The organism is Amedibacillus dolichus DSM 3991 (assembly GCF_000154285.1).
Classification (GTDB): domain Bacteria; phylum Bacillota_I; class Bacilli_A; order Erysipelotrichales; family Erysipelotrichaceae; genus Amedibacillus; species Amedibacillus dolichus.
In genome coordinates this window covers 336400-356351 of sequence record NZ_DS483474.1, presented here as the reverse complement: position 1 = coordinate 356351, position 19952 = coordinate 336400, and the positions used below count along the sequence as shown (strand labels likewise).

Genomic DNA, 19952 nt, shown 5'->3' with positions numbered 1-19952 from the left:
ATAATATTATGAGCAACAAAATCGCACCATTAGAAAAAAGTATTCAAGAACTTTCTAATAAATATCATATAGTTAGTTATGATTTATACAAAGGTATAAAACTTGCTTTTATGTCATTAACTGGCAACAAACATACTGATACGCATGAGCCATTAAGACATATTTTAGAAATCAATTACTGCCATAAGGGAAGAATTGGGTGGAAAATGTCTAATGGAAATAGCGTTTGCTTAGGGGAACATGATTTTTCATTACATACAATGGAATATTGTTCTAACTCTACAATAACTTTACCTAATGAATACTATGAGGGGATTACCATTTATATTGACTTAAATACCCTTTCAGAAGAACCGCCAGAATTATTAAAAAATACTGGGATTACAGGAAATAGTATACTTGATAAATTTTGTAAAGATGGAAATTTTTCAGCTTTTATTGGTAATGAAGAAACAGACGCTATCTTTTCATCATTCTATCATCAGCCAAAAGAATTTCAACTTGCGTATTGGCGAATAAAAGTGATAGAACTCTTACTGTATCTAAGTAAATTATCCTTCGATACAGAAAACCGATTGTCTGAATATCAATCTGAACAAGTTGAACTTGTTCGTAGTATACACAAATACCTGTTGGATAATATAAGCCAACGGATAACAATAGATGAAACGGCACGCAAGTATCTTATCAATCCTACTACATTAAAGTCCGTCTTTAAAGCTGTATACGGTACTTCTATTGCCTCACATATAAAAGAACACCGAATGAAAATGGCAACCCGTTTGCTAATAGAGACACCAAAAAGTATAAAGGAAATTGCAAAAGAAGTAGGTTACGAAAGCCAAAGTAAATTTTCTAAAACTTTTAAGGGATATTATGATGTTTTGCCAACAGAATATCGAATGTTCCATTCAAACAAATCAAAATAATTTAATTCTCTATATAATAGCTTTAAATCAATATTTTATGTGTAATAGGGTTTGGTATCAAAAAGAGATACTATGATAATCTCGTAGTATCTCTCCCTAATTGGAATATTATGTTTTTGCAAGCAGGTAAACACAGGTTATTTCTTAATATCCTTTTGTTTGGGAAACTCCGATTTCCAAGCAGCATATAGCGTAAGCCGATATCTACAACATAATATTTTTCCAATGTTTTTAAATATTGTTTTCCCTTAATATTATAGCGTTTTGCCTTGTAAACAATATAGCTTTCCATGAAAGCTTCCAAATATTTCTCAATTGTCCGAGAATCCACCTTTCTTCCATTTCTAGTCATTGTATCTGCTATTTTTTTTGAAGATAATGGATTTCCTATATTATCAAATACATAGCGCAAAACACTTTTCAACATCATAACATCTGTTATCTTTTTCCTATTAACAATATCCTTTAACACAATCGTATTATAAATGCCCTCCAAATAATCCTTTATTTGCTCGGGCTGATCCTTTAATTCAATCGTATAGGGAAATGCACTGTTTTCTAAATACTCTATATACTTTTCAGCCTTATTGGTCATATCCCCCGTACTTATCATATATTCTTTAAACGATAATGGTAGCATTTCAATTTGAATATATCTTCCTGAAATTAACGTTGCAATCTCTGAGGAAAGCATATAAGCATTCGAACCTGTAATATATAAATCTACATAATCTTTAATATATAAGCTATCAACAACTTTAGGAAAATCCTCTACATGCTGAATTTCATCTAAAAATATATATGTCATCTTTCCACTGACAAGCCTACTTTTTAAGTAAGCATACAGCTTCTTATAATCACGATATTCTTCAAAGTCCAAATCTTCGAAATTGATTGATATTATCTGTTCATCAGTTACACCACTTGAACGCAAATAGTCTTGAAAAATATTTAGTAAGGTTGTTTTCCCACAACGTCTAATACCTGTAACTACCTTTATTATTTTTTTATCCTTCAATGCTTTCAATTTATTGAAATACTGTTCACGCTGAATAATCACAACCGTATCTCCTTATTCTTTATAATACACAATCATAGCGTAATATCCCAAAGTTTTTGCATTATAATGCGAAAACTTTTAATTTTCATATAATTTTCGCATTGTAATGTAATAATTACGTATAAAAATAACTATTGAAATCAAGCACTATGTATGACAAATCCTCCTTTATTCCTTATTTTAAATAAAATATATCCCTTTTATTGACACTCTAGTGTATTGTATATATAATACACTTAGAAAGAGGTGGTTGCGCATGAATTTCAAGGATATTCAATTTAATAAAAAAGAACCGGTCTATCCACAGTTAAGCCGCTATATCAAAAAATCAATTTTATCAAATGAACTTACACATTATGAAGAACTACCTAGCCGCCGAGAATTAGCCATGCAGCTATCCATCAATCCAAACACCGTACAAAAAGCTTATAAACAGCTAGAAGATGAAGGAATCATCAAGACCATCAGCAATGTTAAAAGCGTTGTAATCGTTAATGAAGAAGTCTTGAAAAAGCTGCATGAGGAAATGATCAAAGAAACTGTTCACCGCTTTGTAAAAGAATGCCAAAGCAGTGGATTAGACTTCCAACAAACCATTTCGTTACTAACGGAAGCATGGAATAACTGATTTTTTATTTCCATCTAGTGTATTATACATATAATACAGAAAGGAGAATAGTATGAAAGAAATTCGATTATTCATAGAAAATACCTCAGCACCATATATCAAACACATTCTTATTTTATATTTCTTTATTCTCATATTTCAGCCACTTCTTGTCTTAATGAACATCAATGTCATGAATACAAACGTAGGATTCCCTAATCCTCTTATGATGATTATCTTATACCTCGGCTTTCTCGTTCTGTTTATCCTTCATCATAAGCGTTATAAAACATTTATGAACAAAGGTGGATTGACTAGGATTCGCTTGCTTCCAATAGCTAAAACCTCTTTCCTATATAGCGAGCTGCTGTTTCAATTCATAAGTTACCTTGGATTATTTTGTGCAAATATCATTGCTTGGACCCTTTTGTATTTTTTACTTCGTAATCAACAACCTTTTCAAGAACATTCCTATTTATTCTTTATGCTTTCAAATACTACTAGCGCAACCTATCTTCCAATGACTTGGAACACCCTTCTATTTGATCTTTTAACCTTAATCAACCTCACATGTATCAGTGTCTTTTTACTGCTAGGGAAGGATTCTGACAAATACGAACGCAATAGCCTCCTTTATATAAGCATGCTTGCACTCATATTCTTATTTAATTGGATATGCAAAATAGAAAATCAATTAACAGAGTTATTTGAAATCATGCCTTTACTTTCTGCTCTTGCCCTTCTCACTTTACACCCGCTGATTTTAAAATCCAGCTTTCTATGGAAAAGGAGGAAGCCAAAATGAAAAAAACATCTATTTTCTTAAGCGTAGTTATTCTATGCAGTATCGTATGTATGTTTACACCACTGCTTTACACAAAACAAGCGACCTCTTCCATAAAAGATGTCGAAGGCGATCGCAATATATTAAAAGGAATTTCTTTTGCAAGCTATGTCAATATCCATAACAATTACGTTCTCATTTCCTTTGATGAAAATACAAAAGAACATCATTCCATACAAAAATATTATGATGAGGATAGCGAATCGACTGCTTATTTAGAATATTACTGCAAAGATAACTGCAAGACTATTACCGATTGGAAAATAAAAGAGGAAACAGAAACAAATGACTATGTTGAATATACAAGACAGATTGATAAAGCCGATATTTATCTTACTTTACAAGGCTCAAAGCTTCCTTATGAATATCTTTCCCTGAAAACCGATTTATACTATACAGCTGACAATGAGCATCAAATCATTCAATCGAGCGATACCATAGCAAGTGAAGATAAAGAAATTTACTCATCAGACCCTCTTACCACAACATTCGATGAACCTTCAAAAATTCAAAGCAATTTTGATTTCGAACAAGATGATTTCTTTACTGTTCCATTCAGCAATCAAAATATGAAAGGACAAAACTATATCTACCATGTCAAACGCAAAAAAGATGTTTCCCTAAGTGAGCTTCGTTCGCAAGCTTATCAAAACTTTACGGAAGCCTATACAATCGAAAAGCTTAAAAAGTTGGATATGTCTTATAACTATTTAGGTGTCCGCTTATTCCCTAACTATTTTCTTGTATTCAGTGAGAAAAATCATCAGCTTTATCTTACAAAATATGATCATAGCGCCAATAGAATAGATGAACTTATCCTTGAGGGAGATTCAACGATTGAACAGGTATTTCAAAATGACGCTTATATGTGCTTTATCCATAACGGAAAGCTCTATATCATCAATACTGCCACTATGCGAATCGAAGAAAGTGTTGCTAGCGATTTCATACAAAATATCGAAAAGAAGCATGGCATTGATGATATCCTATACCAAGATGGGATTATTTATACTTTATGGCACAATTTTAAGGAACCCAAAGCTTACGATACCCTTATTCAAGTTATTGACAATGAAAAGATCCTTTATACCGGCACACTTTCTGTTTTCTCCGCAGAAAATTACAGTTCATCAAGCAACTTTCAATCTTATTATCCATTCCTAGCCCCATTTCGATTTAAGAGGTGATCTATATGTTAAAACAAGAGCTAAAATATCATTTTAAACGTATCTTCATCGTATATATGCTACTGCTATGTGCATTTCTTTTATTGAGTATTTCTTCGACACATGAAATAGCGTATGATATTTCAAACTATACTACACCTTTATGGACATGGACACAACATATATCCGATTATTTTAACCGGATATATACACTCACTTACTTCTTTATAATCATTTCCGGTTTCTACTATATCTTACGTATCGCCCTTGACTATCGCCAAGGAAAAACAAGATGGCTGCTGTTGGCACATACACAAAAGAAACGTATGCTTGCGGATATCATCATACTTTCAATCATAACAATAACCTTCTATATCCTCAGTCTTATGGTTATGTATCTAGCTTTTCAATATTTTGTAAGTTTGCTGGATTCACTTGAAAGTCATTCCTCGATCCCTACTACCTACCAATCGTTTTCCTATATGTTTTCGACACAAGAAGAAAATCTATCACAAGCCCTCTATGTTAATAATTACATAGAATCTATGCTCTCTCCCCAAGAAGCATATCTATTTCACACATTCTATCCCAATAGCTTTGCAGGCTTATTAAACCTTATCAGTTGTTTTCTTTCCTTTATCCTTGCAGAAGTTTATACACTTCATATCCTAAAAGAGAATGTACAATTAAAAGAAGCCTTGTTAATAATCGCTTATATCGTAATCATGACAATCATGCTTGTAGAAGTAAATATGAGATCCTTTGTTTTCATCGCTTCACTCACATTTAGTCTACTATTTATAATAAAGCTTGAAACAGTATATACATACAGGAGGTTAAAGCTATGTTGAAATTAGAACAAGTAAGTAAATTATATCGTAATAATCATGGATTACAAAAAACCTCAATCACATTTCAGGAAGGTCAAATTACCGGTATCCTTGGAAGAAACGGAAGTGGGAAAACCACCTTGTTAAAAGCTATTTTAAACCTAGTGCCAATCGACAGCGGTGTAGTGTCCTACAATGGAAAAAGTATAGAAGAACAATATACTCAGATTGCCTTTATCAGTGAAGATGGTAGTTTTTTTCCTTACATGAGTGCAGAAGAATACGGAAATTTTCTTGCTATGTATTACCCTTCCTTTTCAAAAGACGATTATCAAAAATTATTGGAACAATTCGAAGTGGATACCACTACACATATTCGTAATTTATCCAAAGGACAGCAGTTAAAAGTGGAAATCAGTGCCGGATTTGCGACGAATGCCAAACTGATCATTTTAGATGAACCCTTTACTACCCTAGATATTTATGCCAAAGAAGATACTGTTCGCTTATTGATTGAGCAGTTAAAAGATGATGTAATTATTTTAATTTCTACTCATAACATAGAAGAAATCGAAAATGTTATTGACCGCTGTATTGTTTTGGATAATGGAAGTATCAAAGAAGATGTTTTCATAGATGAATTAAACAAAGAAGGAAAAGACTTGCGTGCTTTATTAGATACCTATCGTCCCAAAGCTAAGACTGCACCCTAATCCTTCCCTTCGTGTGCGCTTATATGCGCACTTTTTTCCTATTTTAATAAAACAAAAGAGACCATTACAGCCTCTTGTTCGTAAAATAACTATTCCGGATAGCGAAGCTTCTCAACGCTCCACTCCTGTATCACTTCTTTGTAATCCATTGCATAAGCCTTTGCTTGTGCAAGGTTATGATCTAAATAATTACCACATTCCTTAGGTTCCTGCGCTCCGGGAATATCGCCTTCAAATTCCGCAATAAACTTCATGGTATCCTGTACCAAAGCAATCGCTTCTTGTTTGCTTATGCTATCACGAGTAAGGAAATAGAATCCTGTACGACAGCCCATCGGACCGGCATAAATAATATCCTCACTATATTTTGAGTTGCGAACATAGGTTGCAAATAAATGCTCAAAGGTGTGCAAACCGGCATTTTCCAAGTACACTCCCCCATTAGGCACAACCATACGCAAATCATAGGTAATGATATCCCCATCAATGCGTGAGATATACATTCCCTTTCCTAATATATCGTGATCGATACAAAAGCTTGTAATCTTCTTCATCTTGCTTATTCCTTTCTATCCTTGATAACGAAAAGACCTGCCAAACAGGTCTTTTGTTTATTTTACTTCTGAGTATTTTCTACGCTCCGGACTTAGATTATCTACATAATAGCGAATCGTTAAACTAGCTGCACACTTACTCTTATTTTTAGGCTCCACGACAAAGCCATCTCCCTCAAGCATTGCATCAAGCATCGCCTTGCAACAAACATTTTGGTTTTTCACACCCGGCTCACATTCTTCCAATAAATCCTTCGCATTTACCTCAATATACAACCACTGCTTGTCATGCGCTTCCTGTTTTTTAGCCTGTAAACAGTTTATGTAATCCTGCATTTCCAATTTTGCCATGGGATTCTCCTCCTTATCATTTATGGGCTTATTATAGCACTTTTATATAGATAGTCAAAGAAATCACAAAAGCGATTTCACTTTCTTTTCAAAACCGCTTTCAATCCTTTATAATTCAATATTTTTAAGCTTTTATGAAATTCTTTCCTTCAGCTTATCAATACACCAATTCGCCCATTTGATCTCATTTTGATAATACATAAAGCCATAGGTCATCGTCATGCTCCAAAAGAACGATTCATCTTTTTGCTCGATTTGTGCTTCAAATTCCGAAATCTTGTTAATATCGGCATTCATATCCTCGATAATCTGCGCACAACTTTGAATATATTTCTCCAATAGGCGCATCGTTTGATCAATCCCTAAATTTCCGGAAAAGAAAATCTTGATCAACAAAGGATTTTTATATTTCATAATATCATCAATGTTTGCATCGGCAAGCCAGCGATGCAGCTCCACCTTCCCCTCATCGGTAATATGAAACAGCTTTTTATTCGGTTTATCACTTTGATAAACAATATCGCTTTCCACATAATGATTGGCAGTTAAATTGTTCAGTTCCTTATAAATCTGTGATGTTTGCGCATGCCAATAAAAAGCAATCGAGCTTTTAAAGAAGCGATCAATATCATAACCGGACATATCGGCATAATTCAACAGTCCTAAAATCGCATGTTTTAAAGGCATAGTTTCCCTCTTTTCTATACATCGTTTTAATATTCTACTATTAGAATACAATAGATAGCCTCATTATGCAAGTGTGTCCTCGTTTGCTTCCGCTTGTTCTTCCTTTCCTTGATGAATCGACTGAATCATTTGTATGATTTTTTGATTGTTTTCACGAATAAACTGCTGAAGCTCTCCGGCCTTTCCTTTCATCATTGCCTCATAGCCATCAACAAAACGTTGTGTCAGCTCTTGAATGTGCAAACGTCCGATATCCTCTGCCAACTTTTCACTAAGGTGGCGTGTTTTCCTTCGCTCTATCAAATCCTGAAAGGTAATCGTCTTAATTTCGTCATAGCTAATATCATCAAACAAAGAAATATAATTGCTGATGTGATAAATCATGACCTTGTATAGCTCCTGCATGGAAAGATTGCTGTTAAAATAATCATCACAAACCGCGAGGATCTTTTCCAGTTTCTCCTTTTTCAAGCCGGCAAAAAAGTTGTATAAAAAGATATGCACCAAGCGAGGTACGGCACTTTTATTCGCTGTCGGTACCAGCCTTCCATTTTCAAAGCGAATCGCATATAAGTTGTGATTGTGATACAGCTGTGTAAAATTCGTACAGGAAAGGCTTGATTGATAATAGCAGGGTGGTACTAAATGTTCAAAAAAAGAGGATACCGTATCATTTTCATTTTCATAAATATGAAGTAAGGCTTGAAAACTTGCATCATTTGCTCGCTGTGCATATAGCTTCATCATACTTTTGGTAATACCGGGAGCATTGTAGGTATATACTCCGGCAAGTAAGTCCATAAGATCCTCTCGCATCGCTAAGGCGATAAACAGTGCCAGATTTCCTCCCTTGGAATGACCGGCTAAATAAAACGGCCGCTTTTTTTCTATCTTGTAAAACTCATGCAGAGCAATTAGCTGTTGAAGTGTCGGCTCATCACGAAACATTCGAACATTGTCTGCCCAATCCTGCCAGCCGGTGCGATGATTGACACTATCCAAGCCTTCACTTCCACGAAATACATAATAATCGTATAGAGCATCTGCGAACACATAAAAAACTACACCGCTGTTTGCATTATCGTTTCTACATAACTTCACGCGAATATCACGATAATCGCTGCCATTTAGCTCCTCCAACATTTTGATATTACCTTCAAATTCCGGCATTGCGGCATAATCCAATCGCAGCTGTTGATCGTTTACGATTTCCTCAAGCATGACCTCTACGCTCACATCGGTTGTATCATAATCGAAATAGGATAGCAGTGATAAGCTGCAAAACAATGTTTCTTTTTCCATAAAAACGATCCTTTCTCCTATCAAGATGGCTGTATGCTTTTCCTTACTCTTAAAAACTATACCTAAATTTTATCATTTTGCTTGTGCATTCATCAAAAAGTAATACAATTATAACAAAAGGGAGGACATTTATGAAGAAAGCTAAAGCAATCTTATTTGATTTTAACGGAACAATGGTTTTTGATGATAAAGAACATAAGCAGGCATGGGATCATTTCAGTATGAAATATCGCGGCAAACCGGTCGCAAGTGAAGAAATGGAACAAGCACACGGTCGCCCCAACAAACAAATCATTCAGCTTATTCTCGGTGATATGAGTGAATCCGAAAGTGAAAAGCTGTCATCGGAAAAGGAGGCGATGTATCGTGAGGTATGTCGTAGTGAAGGAAAGGATTATCATTTGGTTTTCGGCTTGGAAGAGCTTTTAGAGGAAGCTAAGCAGCAGGGTATCTTAATGACGATTGCTTCTGCCTCCATCAAGCCTAATATTGATTTTTTTGTGGAGCATTTTCAATTGGATCGTTTTTTTGATCCGGCAAAAATCGTTTATGATGACGGTACACATGCCGATAAAACTACCATGTATCAAAAGGCAGCGCAGGCAATCGGTGTAAAGCTTGAGGATTGTTTGATTTTCGAGGATTCTCTTTCCGGTATTCAAAGCGCTATAAAATGTAATCCGGCAAAGCTGATTGCCGTTAGCGGCAGCAATAAATCCTTGAATTACCAATCTTTTCCACAGGTCAAACAGGTGATTTTCGATTACCGTAAACATTCCTTAGAGGAGCTTCTATCGCTTTAAAACACTTTCGTATGACTTTTCATGTATTTATTTGCATAGAAATAGCTACAAATTATTGATTTCCTCGCCCGTTTACGATACACTAAAGGTGTTAATGCTATCCCTTCTAATTTACTCTTTCTTCCCCCACATAAATATGAGTAAATCAGATTTCTTCCCCCAAATCAAACCGATAGCATTAACACTTTTTTTATGTCAAAATTACGGGCTGAATTGCAAGCCTTTCTTGGTGGTATTTCTTCTTGTTTTTCGATACAATAAAAAGGCATTGAAAAGGAGGAAACGTGATGAATATCGGCAATCATTTAATGATGGCACGTAAACGTAAAGGTCTTTCACAAGAAAGTGTGGCAGAGAAACTCGGTGTCAGTCGTCAAACGATTTCTAAATGGGAAACCTGCGAAACTCTACCTGATATTTGCCAAGCCAAAACCCTAGCAACAATCTACGGTATTTCCCTAGATGAGCTTATCACATTTGACAGTGATGTTCAGGAATTACAGGATATTATTGAGCGCACAAGCGAAGAATTAACAAACAAAATAGATTGGACAAAGCTTTGGCGCAAGAAATATCCGATTCTTAACGAATATCAAAAAGAGGTTGATATTCCCTATTATGCCTCTCAAATTCTTTCCCTATTCTTACAGTTGGAAAAAACTTATGGCTATAATAAGCTAAACTCTATGTTAGTTCTTAAAGATATTCTCGCAACTGTTTAGAAGGCAAGAAACACATAACTATAAAATACTTACCAACAGCCGATACACCTCGGCTGTTTTCACATTCTTTCTGAAAGGATAATTGCAAACATGAAAAATAAATAAATTATTCTTTCATTATGGATATTCGTATGTTAAAATATCAAAAAGAGGGAAACGTATGGAAAAAGTCATGTATCGCAAGCATCAAAACGTCATTATTCACATTATGATTTTTTCTTATGCTTTCGTTTATCGAGTCTGCGATTCTCTTTTTACTCATCATATCACAACAAATATTTAAAAAAGGAGAACAGACTTATGAAAAAACTATCATTATCACAAATCGCAGGTATGTCCTGCATGATTTTTGCTATCTTTTTCGGTGCCGGAAATATGATCTTCCCACCTTCCATGGGACAACAAGCGGGAACCAATGCACCAATCGCTTTGCTAGGCTTTGTTTTAAGTGATGTCGGTATTGCGGTTGCCGGTGTTTTAGCGGTCGTACTTGCCGGTACCAGTATGTATGAACTAGCCTCACGCATATCTCCACGCTTTGCGAAAATCCTATCCTTAACGGTATATCTTTGTATCGGTCCTTTGTTCGCATTACCAAGATGTGGGAGTGTTTCCTTTGAAATCGGCATCATACCTTTCCTTGATGGCTTCGATCCAAAGCTTGCATCATTCTTATTTACCTTTGCTTTTTTCGGAATTACATTACTTTTATCATTGCGAAAAGGAAAGGTTGTGGATATTGTCGGTAAGGTTTTAACCCCGATTTTATTACTATGTATCCTTACACTCTTTATCGGTGTCATCGTATCCCCACTAGGCGAGGTCGGTGTCCCTCGTGGTGATTATCAAAGCATTCCGTTTTTTAAGGGAGTCATTGAGGGCTACTTGGCACTTGATGGCTTTGCCGGCTTGGTATTTGCCATTTTGATCGTTCATTCCTTAAAAGCATTTCAAATCAGCGAACATAAACAGGTTGTAAAATATACGATTATCTGTACTTCGATTGCTGCTGTTTTACTCATTGCCGTATATACGATCTTACTAATCATCGGCATTCAAACCTCCTCCATGGAGCTTTTTGCTAACGGTGGTAATCTATTGACCTATGTAACAAACACCCTATTCGGCAAAACCGGTAATTTGATTTTAGCCTTAACCGTTACCTTAGCCTGCCTAACCACCTCCATTGGTTTATCCACTTCCTTTTCCGATTATCTATGCAATGAATATCCAAAGCTTAGCTATTTGCCAACTCTCATCGGTGTTTGCTTATTCTCCTTTATCATTGCCAATGTCGGTTTAAATCAATTGATTGTCATCGTTCAACCACTCTTGGTAACAATTTATCCGATCGTTACGATTCTGGCACTTGTTTCTTTGCTTACCCCTTATTTAAAGGAACATACAGCTAATGCCATGAAATGCGGAATGCTCTTTGTTTTACCGTTTTCCTTTATGGACGGCATGAAAACCGCCCATATCAATATTCCGTTCTTTTCCGATCTTATGAAAAATATGCCGCTGTTCTCTGTTGGTTTAGGTTGGCTGCTACCTGCCATCATCGGCTGTACGCTTGGATACTTCCTACATTATCGAGGGAACAAACGCACCCTTCCTCGATAATGATTTCTAACCTAATCATAAATATACTGTACAATAGTAGGAGAAATATCTATGATAGAATTTTTACTCGTTGGACTAGGAGGTGCCATCGGTGCAATGCTGCGCTATGGAATAACCTTGATTCCGATAAAATATGATTTTCCTTATATAACACTGCTCATTAACTTTATCGGAGCTTTGGCAATCGGTATGCTTGCGGCACTTGCCACAAAGCAAACGCTTTTATCCGATCACTGCTTATTGCTGCTAAAGAGTGGAGTATGCGGAGGCTTTACGACCTTCTCCACCTTTTCTTTAGAAGCTCTCACATTGCTGGAACAGCATAAAATACAAACAGGAATTGCTTATATCCTTACCTCTGTGCTATTATGCCTACTAGGTGTATATATGGGAAAGCATTTCATACACGCATAACAACATGAAAGAGTGATTCCTATAAACAGGCGGTAATCACTCTTTTTGTTTGTCCTATATAGTTTCTATGCTATATGAATACGAACACTACTTAAGGGAGAATGCTTATGCTATTAGATATATGCAAAACACACAGACAACGCTATGGCTATCTAATCCGACAAAAAAGAATAGCGCTTGGTATGACACAAAAGCGTTTGATTGAAAAAACAAATCATGCAATCTCGATAAGAAGTTATATTGCTTTGGAAAATGGCAAAGTCTTACAGGATATGGAAAATTATGACCTGCTCTTTGCTATTCTCCATATACAATATAACTACGAGTGCGATTTAGATCCTAAGTTAGAGCCGATATTATCCAAACTGTTTCATGGTTGGAATACCTATGACAAAGTTTTATGTGAAGCCTGTTATAAAAAACTTATTCAAATGCTAACTCCTTATCAACGATACAGCTGGGAAGCCGCCATGATTACCTGTTGTCAAATTCTACAACGAAATTTAAACAATGAGATTGAACTTTCTGCACAAGAATATGATTGGCTCTTATCCTTTTATTTGGCTTTCCCAAATACCATACAATCCATTCTTGCAACCGTTTTATATTCCTATCAGTATAATTTTCCTCATGATTCACAATGCTTGCACACCCCGATTCTGTAAGAAACTGCATCACCTTTGCTTTGCATCAAACCAATATTGAACATAACGATCTGCTCGCTTGGAAACAACTGCAAAAATTCAAAAAGCTGGCTTGGAAGGATAAGAATTGGACAGCTCTATTCGATATTTATCATTGGTTATGCTTAATCAGTGCCGATATCAATGTTCCGGAATTTGATACTTTACAGCTTACCTGCGAACAACTGTTAAACGAGCATGACATACCATTGGAACGAAGATCTACCTATTATTTTAATTTATCCATTGTTTATCATAGAAAGAAAGATTACAAAACAGAGGAGCGTTACTTGCAAGCATTTCTAAAGGAACGTAAACATGCCTTGCTTCCTTTCTTATTTTGGTATATCCACAACCAACGCCTACAAAATAAACCCATTGATACAATACTTGTGAAGAACTATCAGATAGACGATTGTAGTGAGCAGTTACAACATCTATGGAAATTTTATGAACTATTGCCTAACGCAGAAGCCAAAATCGCTCAACAATATCTAATGAAAACCTGTTTACCTATTCTTTCTACGCTCGCAGTGGAATTTCAAATAGTATTTCTACATGAATTACAGCTTTTAATTATCAAAACAAGAAATTACAAAGATTTACTGCTTTACATGAAATATTTAAAGCTATAAGCTGTTTTTCTTTGCAGCTTATAGCTTTTTTCCTGCTTTAAATTAGCTTTCTTATCCTATCTGCAAGATTTCCTTTTTTATCAGTTTTTCCTATACAATAATGGTAACTAATGGAGGAACTGATATGAATTTAGATGAACTTTATAATACTTTTCACGAGGAGGAACGACTGTTTCACGGATATGCCAGTCAAGTAGAATATTTAACCACATTACATTATATTTACACCTATGCAAAGCCCTCTATGCGTATTTTAGAAATCGGTGCAGGCTGTGGAGCATATTCTTTAAGGTTAGCTGAGGAAGGATTTCACATCACCGCAATGGATCCGGTAAAACGACATATCGAAATCATGAAAGCAAAGAAAAGAAAAGACACGGATATTACGATTATACAAGGAAATATCTTAGACCTACCACAAGCATGGAATGAAGTATTTGATATGGTACTTTGCCTTGGTCCGCTTTACCATATCGAAGATAACCAACAACAGTTTACTGCTATCGCAAACTGTTGTAGACTATGTAAAAAACAAGGTATTCTAATGTTTTCCTATATCCCTCATGATATGGTCATTGCCAGTGAAACCTTCCACGTTCCTAACTTTTTATTGAGTGAAGAGCTTTGCCAAGAAAGCTTACAGCTGAAAAACAACCCTTTCATCTTTCATGATGAACAACAAATAGAAGCCTTATTCCAAACATTCCCTTTGCGAAAAGAAAAGCATCTTGCTGCCGATGGACTTGCGGAGCTGATGCGAGAGCGTATAGATCGTTTTAGCAAACAGGAATTTGAAATATACATGAAGTATCATCTCCATACATGTGAAAAGCCTTCTTTTTTAGGTCATAGCAATCATAATCTGCTCATATTCAGCAAGACAGATTAAAAGAGGTAAACTTCTAAAAGCCTGCCTCTTATTTATATCTTACCATCGTGATTAAAAAAACTGTGGCTCTTTATCAACCACAGCTTTTTGCATCTTAGTAGTTTTTAGCTTCTTCAGCGAAGTGAGCTCCTGAATATCCGCATACAGGGCAAGCCTTAGGAGCTGATGTACCTTCATGACGATAACCGCAGATATCGCATACCCAAGTAGTAGCTTCTGCTTTTTCAAATACTTTACCGCTCTTAACATTTTCTAATAGAGCAAGGTAGCGTTCTTCGTGTGCTTTTTCGATTTTCGCAACCTGTTCCATCTGATAAGCGATTGCTGTGAAACCTTCTTCTTTTGCTGTTTCTGCAAATCCCTTATACATATCTGTCCATTCGTAGTTTTCACCAGCAGCTGCATCTTCTAGGTTTACTGCAGTTGTAGGAACTTTTCCACCATGTAGAGCCTTGAACCAAAGCTTTGCGTGTTCCTGTTCATTACGTGCAGTTTCTTCAAAGATATCTGCAATCTGTTCCATACCTTCTTCACGAGCCATCTGTGCATAGTATGTGTATTTGTTTCTTGCCTGTGATTCACCGGCGAATGCTGCCATCAAATTTTGTTCTGTTTTGCTTCCTTTTAATTCCATTTTCTTTTCCTCCATCTTTTACTTTTTCTTACCTGCACATTTTTCACATACACCTTCCGCCATAACGCTATGACTGGAAATAGCTAATCCGCTTTTAGCAATCAGCATTTTTTGTAATTCCTCATCGTAGGGAATCTCTAAATCCACGATGCGATCACACTTGATACAGTGCAAATGATAATGTGGTCGGCAAGTGATATCATAACGATATCCTTCATTAGAATGGGCAATCTTTTTAATTTCATTCATTTCCACAAGAATATTCAAATTGCGATAAACGGTTGCTAAACTGATTTTCTGACCACTGGCGTTTAAGTCTTTGAAAATCTGTTCCGCACTGACATGCTCACATGCTCCATACATGTAATTCATAATCATATCGCGTTGCTTTGAAGATTTTCGCATGGGATCACCCTTCCAAATTAAGAACCATTCTTATTATAGTTTCCTTGGGTTCATTTGTCAATCACAACACTCACGCATTTTCACTTTTTTGTAACAGGCAAATGCACTGTGCCAAAACACCTTCCTCACGTCCGACAAAACCCATCTTTTCCCCTCGTGTTGCCTTGATACTGACCTGCTCGATATCACAGCATAATGCCTGTGCAATATTGGCTCGCATGGTTGCAATATGCGGTGCCATTTTCGGTCGTTCAATCATGATCAAAGCATCTAAATTTCCGATGACATATCCTTTAGCAATCATCATATTATAAATTTCCTTTAGCATGTTCATCGAATCCATACCTTTATAAGTATCATCGGTATCCGGAAAATGCTTTCCTAAATCCCCCAATGCCAATGCTCCCAAAATACTTTCACCAATGGCATGAACCAAAACATCGGCATCGCTATGCCCATATGGACCTTTTTCATGTTCGATTTCCACACCGCCTAAAATCATTTTACGTCCTTCTTTTAGCTGATGAATATCTGTTGATTGTCCTATTCGAAACATTCTGTTATTCCTCCTGACCTTTTATCCTTTGATACTCTGCCTCAAACCAAGGGAGTATTTCATTTTCTAAGCAAAGTAAATCCTCTTTATCTCGTTTATACATAAAATCTTCTGGGCAATAATCATCGGAAAGCTCCTTCATTGCCTCATCTCGACAGGAAAAGCCACAAGCCCTTGCCATTGCAATCGCAAAACGACGAGGTGCTTCTCCTAGCGCTGTAATGATATTTCCATCACACACAACAGGTGCATACACAATATTTTCATATTCTACCCCATGAAAGCGTGCATTGAAATCATCACCCATGGAATTTATAAATTTCTTTCCTTTTAATAAGCCACTCATAGAAAGAAACAATGGTCCTGCACATATCGCACCGATAGGAAAATCTTTTTCTCCCTTAAATGAACGCAGAAATTGAAAAAGCTTCTCATCTGCAAAAGCATAGGCTAATTCCGCACCGCCTGGTATGATAAAACAGCAATATTCCTCTTTATGAAATTCCTCGAATGTTTTTTCCGGCTGAACCTGTATGCCCTCCTCCGAAACTACCGTCTTTTTAGAAGAAGCAAAGGTAACTGTCTGTATCTCATAAGACCAACGAAATAAATACATGAGATCCGCTACCTCACGCAGACTAAAATCGTCATATACCAATAATGCGACTTTTTTCATAGACAACCTCCTTTCACACTTTTGACTTTCTACTCATAGTATATCACAAGCAAATAAAACCATGGATAATTCAACATCAAAAATCAATTTCTTTTGCTTATAAAATCCTATCTTAATAAACTTACATATCCTGTTGTTAAGCGTTTACAACACTATGGAAGATATGTTACTATGATATTAACAAATGATACATAAAAGGAGGAAACAACGATGAAAAAGTTGATAAGTTTGGTTTTCTGTGTTGCGTTGCTATTTGGATTAACTGCCTGTGGTTCAAAGATTGAAGATGAGGCATTAGATGCTTTGGAAACTTCGATTGCCAATCTTCTTGAAATGAAGTCTTCAACATTCCATATCGACATGAAGGTAGATGCACCGGATATTACGGAGGAACAAGCAAATGCAAGTGTATTTGCGATTCATGGTGCTTATGATCTAAGAACCGCAAACCCGATGCTAAGTATGGAAATGGAAATGGAGGCAGAGGGAGAAAAGATTCCGTTCATGGCTATGTATCTTAAGGATAATACCTTATATATGAACATGATGGATATGATCAAGCAAAAACAATCGCTTGGCACTTCCGAAACTGCTCCACAGATTAGTCTTGAAAAGGATTCCTTCGAGCTTCCAAAGGAAGAAATGAAAGAATATTTGGAAAAGGCTTCCCTAGATGACAATGTCATTACGTTAGAATTTGATACAACGAAAATCGATCAGTCCGAGCTAAAGGAAATGGCAAAAGCCAATGGATTAGACAGTGTACGTCTTGGTAAGCTAGAGGTTGTGGTTACTTTAAAGGATAAGCACATTGAGAAAGCCGAGCTTACCCTTGGAATAAGTGCTACCTTAAAAGAAGAAACCGAAAGTGCAACCGTTACGATGAGCTTTGCTCTTGATAAGGTCAATACCGATCAGGAAATTGATTTCCCTGATTTCTCCGATTATACCGATGCCGCTGATACTGCTGTATTGGAATAACTCATTGCATCTTGCGAAAGACTAAAAAGTTTGTTAGAATAAGGACAATGTAAGGGAGTAGTCGGCTCTTTGGAGCTGCTAAGTCAACACAATGGTTCTTATTTGAATCTGGCTTATGCATGAAATGACGAGACTTGCATACGATGTTTTCGTATGTAGGTCTTTTTTATTCCTTTCCCTAGGAGGTACTGCAATGAATTTTCTTTCTTTGGTATTATTAGGTATCGGTCTTGCGATGGACGCATCTTGCGTTAGTATGGCAAAAGGTATGACGATGGAAAAATCACAGCGATTTCGCTATGCCCTTTCTTTAGGTTTAGCCTTTGGTTTTTTTCAAGGCTTTATGCCCTTTCTCGGTTGGTGGGCAGGCAGCTATTTTCAAGACTTTATTACCTCGATCGACCATTGGATTGCATTTTTGCTGCTTGGAATTATCGGCTTTCACATGATTAAGGAAGCCCTACACCCGGAAGAAAACGAAGAAGCCACTGTCTTGAATTTTAAAACCATTTTATTATTAAGCATTGCTACCAGCATTGATGCCTTAGCAGTTGGTATCAGCTTTGCCTTTTTAAAGGTAGATATTATGAGCGCCGTTAGTATTATCGGCATCACTACCTTTGTACTAAGCTTTATCAGTGTGTATATCGGCAATCGCTTAGGTGATATGTTAGAGAAATATGCCGGTATTCTCGGTGGAGCGATTCTTATTTTTATCGGTCTGAAAATACTAATTGAGCATCTGTTCGCATAAAACAGATGCTCTTTTCATATCCTATACATGATTATATGCCTACCATTATTCAACAATATATCCATATTCCGTATGTGGCAAATAGCGTACGGTTATCCGCTCTCCCACATCACTGCCACTCCCCCAATATTTCAAGGAATGCTCCTCACCTGTTCGATCATCTCTCACATGGATTCTTCTTTCACTACTTGAACCCTCCTGTGTCATAGCACCTTGTGTTACCTCGCCTGTAACCTCAATCAGATTATTCGATAACAAATAAGGAATATCTAAACAGCAAGGAATTGTTACCAAAACACCCATCACTACCAAACCTGCGATCACTATGACATTGATTCTTTTCTCCCACTTTTGATACTTACGCTTTTCTTCCTCATTAATAGCCTTTCGCTTAATAAATTTTCCGTTTTTCTTTCTATGCAAAAGATACATAACCAAAACAATCGCGAAGATAAGAATAATACCAAAAGTTCGAAACATTAACAGTGCCATAATAAGCCGCTCCTTTCTAATAAGACAAACTATTTGTTAATCGCTTTATCCACTAATCGTCTATCACCCCATGGTGATTTCAACAATGCTTCATGATCGATAATTCCCGCTCTTATAACTTCAATCGGTTTATCCAATTGAGAAATATGTTTGCCATCTATAAAAACGGCAGATTGAAATTCATCAAATTTTTTAAATACTCTATCCTGAAAGACAAAAGATATATTTTCTTTGCATTCCTCAGCATTCGCAGGCAACACACAAGAACCTATTGTATATTGTTTCCCATCATATAAAAATTCAATAAGTGCAAACGCCATATCCTCCTCATAATCGGACTTGATAATCTCTATAACATCGGTTCCCATTATCAATAAAGGCTTATTCTCCTTCTTTTTAAAACCAAACATAAAATTCCTCCTTTCCAACAAACAAAAAATTTAAAAGCTGTCTGACAATTTTATAAAACAATGATAGCATACTCCTTACCAATATTCATTACTTTTCACTCGTTATCCACATATTTCCGAAGTCAAAAAAAGGTTTGCTTATTTGAGAAGAATATCATTCCATAAAGCAATGTTGTGCTTTCATGCCTATATATCGTAGTAAAGAAAAAAGATAGCTCTATGTAAGCCATTT

General features: G+C 36.1%; 27 protein-coding genes. 16 read left to right on the top strand and 11 right to left on the bottom strand.

All coding sequences use genetic code 11. The annotated features are described in order from the left end of the window. Positions 1 to 8: 8 nt before the first annotated feature. On the top strand, positions 9 to 929 hold the full coding sequence (locus EUBDOL_RS04770) for a helix-turn-helix transcriptional regulator (RefSeq protein WP_004799054.1): 921 nt from the start codon (positions 9 to 11) through the stop codon (positions 927 to 929). Between the two features lie 70 nt (positions 930 to 999). Here EUBDOL_RS04770 and EUBDOL_RS04765 read toward each other — a convergent pair whose 3' ends face one another. After that, positions 1000 to 1989 carry an ATP-binding protein gene (locus EUBDOL_RS04765; protein ID WP_004799052.1) on the bottom strand — a complete coding sequence of 330 codons (990 nt, stop codon included), beginning with the start codon at positions 1987 to 1989 and terminating at the stop codon, positions 1000 to 1002. A 256-nt stretch (positions 1990 to 2245) separates the two neighbouring features. Between EUBDOL_RS04765 and EUBDOL_RS04760 the strand changes: the two genes are divergently transcribed. The 5 genes from EUBDOL_RS04760 to EUBDOL_RS04740 are packed head-to-tail and all read left to right on the top strand — an operon-like array spanning position 2246 to position 6149. After that, positions 2246 to 2617, top strand: coding sequence for a GntR family transcriptional regulator (locus EUBDOL_RS04760; protein WP_004799050.1), 372 nt, complete (start codon positions 2246 to 2248; stop codon positions 2615 to 2617). 52 nt (positions 2618 to 2669) lie between these two features. Next, complete coding sequence (locus tag EUBDOL_RS04755) at positions 2670 to 3401, top strand: hypothetical protein (protein ID WP_004799049.1); 732 nt, start codon at positions 2670 to 2672, stop codon at positions 3399 to 3401. After that, the gene (locus tag EUBDOL_RS04750) at positions 3398 to 4627 is read left to right on the top strand and encodes a hypothetical protein (protein ID WP_040463082.1); all 1230 of its coding nucleotides are present in this window, start codon (positions 3398 to 3400) and stop codon (positions 4625 to 4627) included. The genes EUBDOL_RS04755 and EUBDOL_RS04750 overlap by 4 nt, the downstream gene beginning before the upstream one ends. Before the next feature lie 5 nt (positions 4628 to 4632). Beyond that, positions 4633 to 5457, top strand: a complete 825-nt coding sequence (locus tag EUBDOL_RS04745) for a hypothetical protein (protein WP_004799045.1) — start codon at positions 4633 to 4635, stop codon at positions 5455 to 5457. After that, positions 5451 to 6149 (top strand): ABC transporter ATP-binding protein, encoded by a 699-nt coding sequence (locus tag EUBDOL_RS04740; protein ID WP_004799043.1) that lies wholly within the window; start codon positions 5451 to 5453, stop codon positions 6147 to 6149. The genes EUBDOL_RS04745 and EUBDOL_RS04740 overlap by 7 nt, the downstream gene beginning before the upstream one ends. Before the next feature lie 89 nt (positions 6150 to 6238). Here the strand turns inward: EUBDOL_RS04740 and EUBDOL_RS04735 are convergent, their stop codons facing one another. The 4 genes from EUBDOL_RS04735 to EUBDOL_RS04720 form a co-directional block, all read right to left on the bottom strand. After that, entirely contained in the window at positions 6239 to 6703 is a 465-nt protein-coding gene (locus tag EUBDOL_RS04735) for an S-ribosylhomocysteine lyase (RefSeq protein WP_004799041.1), read from the bottom strand. A gap of 57 nt (positions 6704 to 6760) precedes the next feature. Then, complete coding sequence (locus EUBDOL_RS04730; RefSeq protein ID WP_004799040.1) at positions 6761 to 7054, bottom strand: hypothetical protein; 294 nt, start codon at positions 7052 to 7054, stop codon at positions 6761 to 6763. A 132-nt stretch (positions 7055 to 7186) separates the two neighbouring features. Then, positions 7187 to 7741, bottom strand: coding sequence for a PadR family transcriptional regulator (locus tag EUBDOL_RS04725; protein ID WP_004799038.1), 555 nt, complete (start codon positions 7739 to 7741; stop codon positions 7187 to 7189). Positions 7742 to 7804: 63 nt separating this feature from the next. Further along, positions 7805 to 9043 carry an Mbeg1-like protein gene (locus tag EUBDOL_RS04720; protein WP_004799036.1) on the bottom strand — a complete coding sequence of 413 codons (1239 nt, stop codon included), beginning with the start codon at positions 9041 to 9043 and terminating at the stop codon, positions 7805 to 7807. 131 nt (positions 9044 to 9174) lie between these two features. Between EUBDOL_RS04720 and EUBDOL_RS04715 the strand changes: the two genes are divergently transcribed. From EUBDOL_RS04715 to EUBDOL_RS04690, 8 genes are all read left to right on the top strand, one after another. Then, complete coding sequence (locus EUBDOL_RS04715) at positions 9175 to 9846, top strand: HAD family hydrolase (RefSeq protein WP_004799033.1); 672 nt, start codon at positions 9175 to 9177, stop codon at positions 9844 to 9846. A 287-nt stretch (positions 9847 to 10133) separates the two neighbouring features. Continuing rightward, entirely contained in the window at positions 10134 to 10568 is a 435-nt protein-coding gene (locus EUBDOL_RS04710) for a helix-turn-helix transcriptional regulator (protein WP_004799030.1), read from the top strand. A gap of 160 nt (positions 10569 to 10728) precedes the next feature. Further along, a complete protein-coding gene (locus tag EUBDOL_RS11800) occupies positions 10729 to 10851 on the top strand; it encodes a hypothetical protein (protein ID WP_022419999.1) in 123 nt (40 codons plus the stop codon). Positions 10852 to 10868: 17 nt separating this feature from the next. Beyond that, the gene (gene brnQ / locus EUBDOL_RS04705; RefSeq protein WP_004799028.1) at positions 10869 to 12191 is read left to right on the top strand and encodes a branched-chain amino acid transport system II carrier protein; all 1323 of its coding nucleotides are present in this window, start codon (positions 10869 to 10871) and stop codon (positions 12189 to 12191) included. A 51-nt stretch (positions 12192 to 12242) separates the two neighbouring features. Then, entirely contained in the window at positions 12243 to 12605 is a 363-nt protein-coding gene (crcB, locus tag EUBDOL_RS04700) for a fluoride efflux transporter CrcB (RefSeq protein ID WP_004799025.1), read from the top strand. A gap of 107 nt (positions 12606 to 12712) precedes the next feature. Then, the gene (locus EUBDOL_RS11720) at positions 12713 to 13270 is read left to right on the top strand and encodes a helix-turn-helix domain-containing protein (protein WP_235713691.1); all 558 of its coding nucleotides are present in this window, start codon (positions 12713 to 12715) and stop codon (positions 13268 to 13270) included. Beyond that, the gene (locus EUBDOL_RS11715; protein WP_004799020.1) at positions 13246 to 13923 is read left to right on the top strand and encodes a hypothetical protein; all 678 of its coding nucleotides are present in this window, start codon (positions 13246 to 13248) and stop codon (positions 13921 to 13923) included. Before EUBDOL_RS11720 ends, EUBDOL_RS11715 begins: the two co-directional genes overlap by 25 nt. 124 nt (positions 13924 to 14047) lie before the next feature. Then, the gene (locus EUBDOL_RS04690) at positions 14048 to 14812 is read left to right on the top strand and encodes a class I SAM-dependent methyltransferase (protein WP_022420002.1); all 765 of its coding nucleotides are present in this window, start codon (positions 14048 to 14050) and stop codon (positions 14810 to 14812) included. Between the two features lie 94 nt (positions 14813 to 14906). On the opposite strand, the gene rbr is transcribed toward EUBDOL_RS04690, so the two are convergent. The 4 genes from rbr to EUBDOL_RS10945 all read right to left on the bottom strand — a co-directional run bounded on the left by rbr (position 14907) and on the right by EUBDOL_RS10945 (position 17083). Continuing rightward, entirely contained in the window at positions 14907 to 15446 is a 540-nt protein-coding gene (rbr, locus tag EUBDOL_RS04685) for a rubrerythrin (RefSeq protein WP_022420003.1), read from the bottom strand. 18 nt (positions 15447 to 15464) lie between these two features. Continuing rightward, positions 15465 to 15851 (bottom strand): Fur family transcriptional regulator, encoded by a 387-nt coding sequence (locus EUBDOL_RS04680; RefSeq protein WP_004799013.1) that lies wholly within the window; start codon positions 15849 to 15851, stop codon positions 15465 to 15467. 70 nt (positions 15852 to 15921) lie between these two features. Next, the gene (gene ispF, locus EUBDOL_RS04675; protein ID WP_004799012.1) at positions 15922 to 16407 is read right to left on the bottom strand and encodes a 2-C-methyl-D-erythritol 2,4-cyclodiphosphate synthase; all 486 of its coding nucleotides are present in this window, start codon (positions 16405 to 16407) and stop codon (positions 15922 to 15924) included. Between the two features lie 4 nt (positions 16408 to 16411). Next, positions 16412 to 17083 (bottom strand): DJ-1/PfpI family protein, encoded by a 672-nt coding sequence (locus EUBDOL_RS10945; RefSeq protein ID WP_004799010.1) that lies wholly within the window; start codon positions 17081 to 17083, stop codon positions 16412 to 16414. 210 nt (positions 17084 to 17293) lie between these two features. Between EUBDOL_RS10945 and EUBDOL_RS04665 the strand changes: the two genes are divergently transcribed. Further along, positions 17294 to 18064 (top strand): LptM family lipoprotein, encoded by a 771-nt coding sequence (locus EUBDOL_RS04665; protein ID WP_004799008.1) that lies wholly within the window; start codon positions 17294 to 17296, stop codon positions 18062 to 18064. 193 nt (positions 18065 to 18257) lie between these two features. Further along, positions 18258 to 18818: a manganese efflux pump MntP gene (locus tag EUBDOL_RS04660; protein WP_040463078.1), complete on the top strand. Its 561-nt coding sequence runs from the start codon at positions 18258 to 18260 to the stop codon at positions 18816 to 18818. Between the two features lie 45 nt (positions 18819 to 18863). Here the strand turns inward: EUBDOL_RS04660 and EUBDOL_RS04655 are convergent, their stop codons facing one another. Together EUBDOL_RS04655 and EUBDOL_RS04650 are read right to left on the bottom strand one after the other, a co-directional pair. Continuing rightward, positions 18864 to 19310: a hypothetical protein gene (locus EUBDOL_RS04655; protein WP_004799006.1), complete on the bottom strand. Its 447-nt coding sequence runs from the start codon at positions 19308 to 19310 to the stop codon at positions 18864 to 18866. Between the two features lie 29 nt (positions 19311 to 19339). Further along, positions 19340 to 19720 carry a hypothetical protein gene (locus EUBDOL_RS04650; protein ID WP_004799004.1) on the bottom strand — a complete coding sequence of 127 codons (381 nt, stop codon included), beginning with the start codon at positions 19718 to 19720 and terminating at the stop codon, positions 19340 to 19342. Positions 19721 to 19952 lie beyond the last annotated feature (232 nt).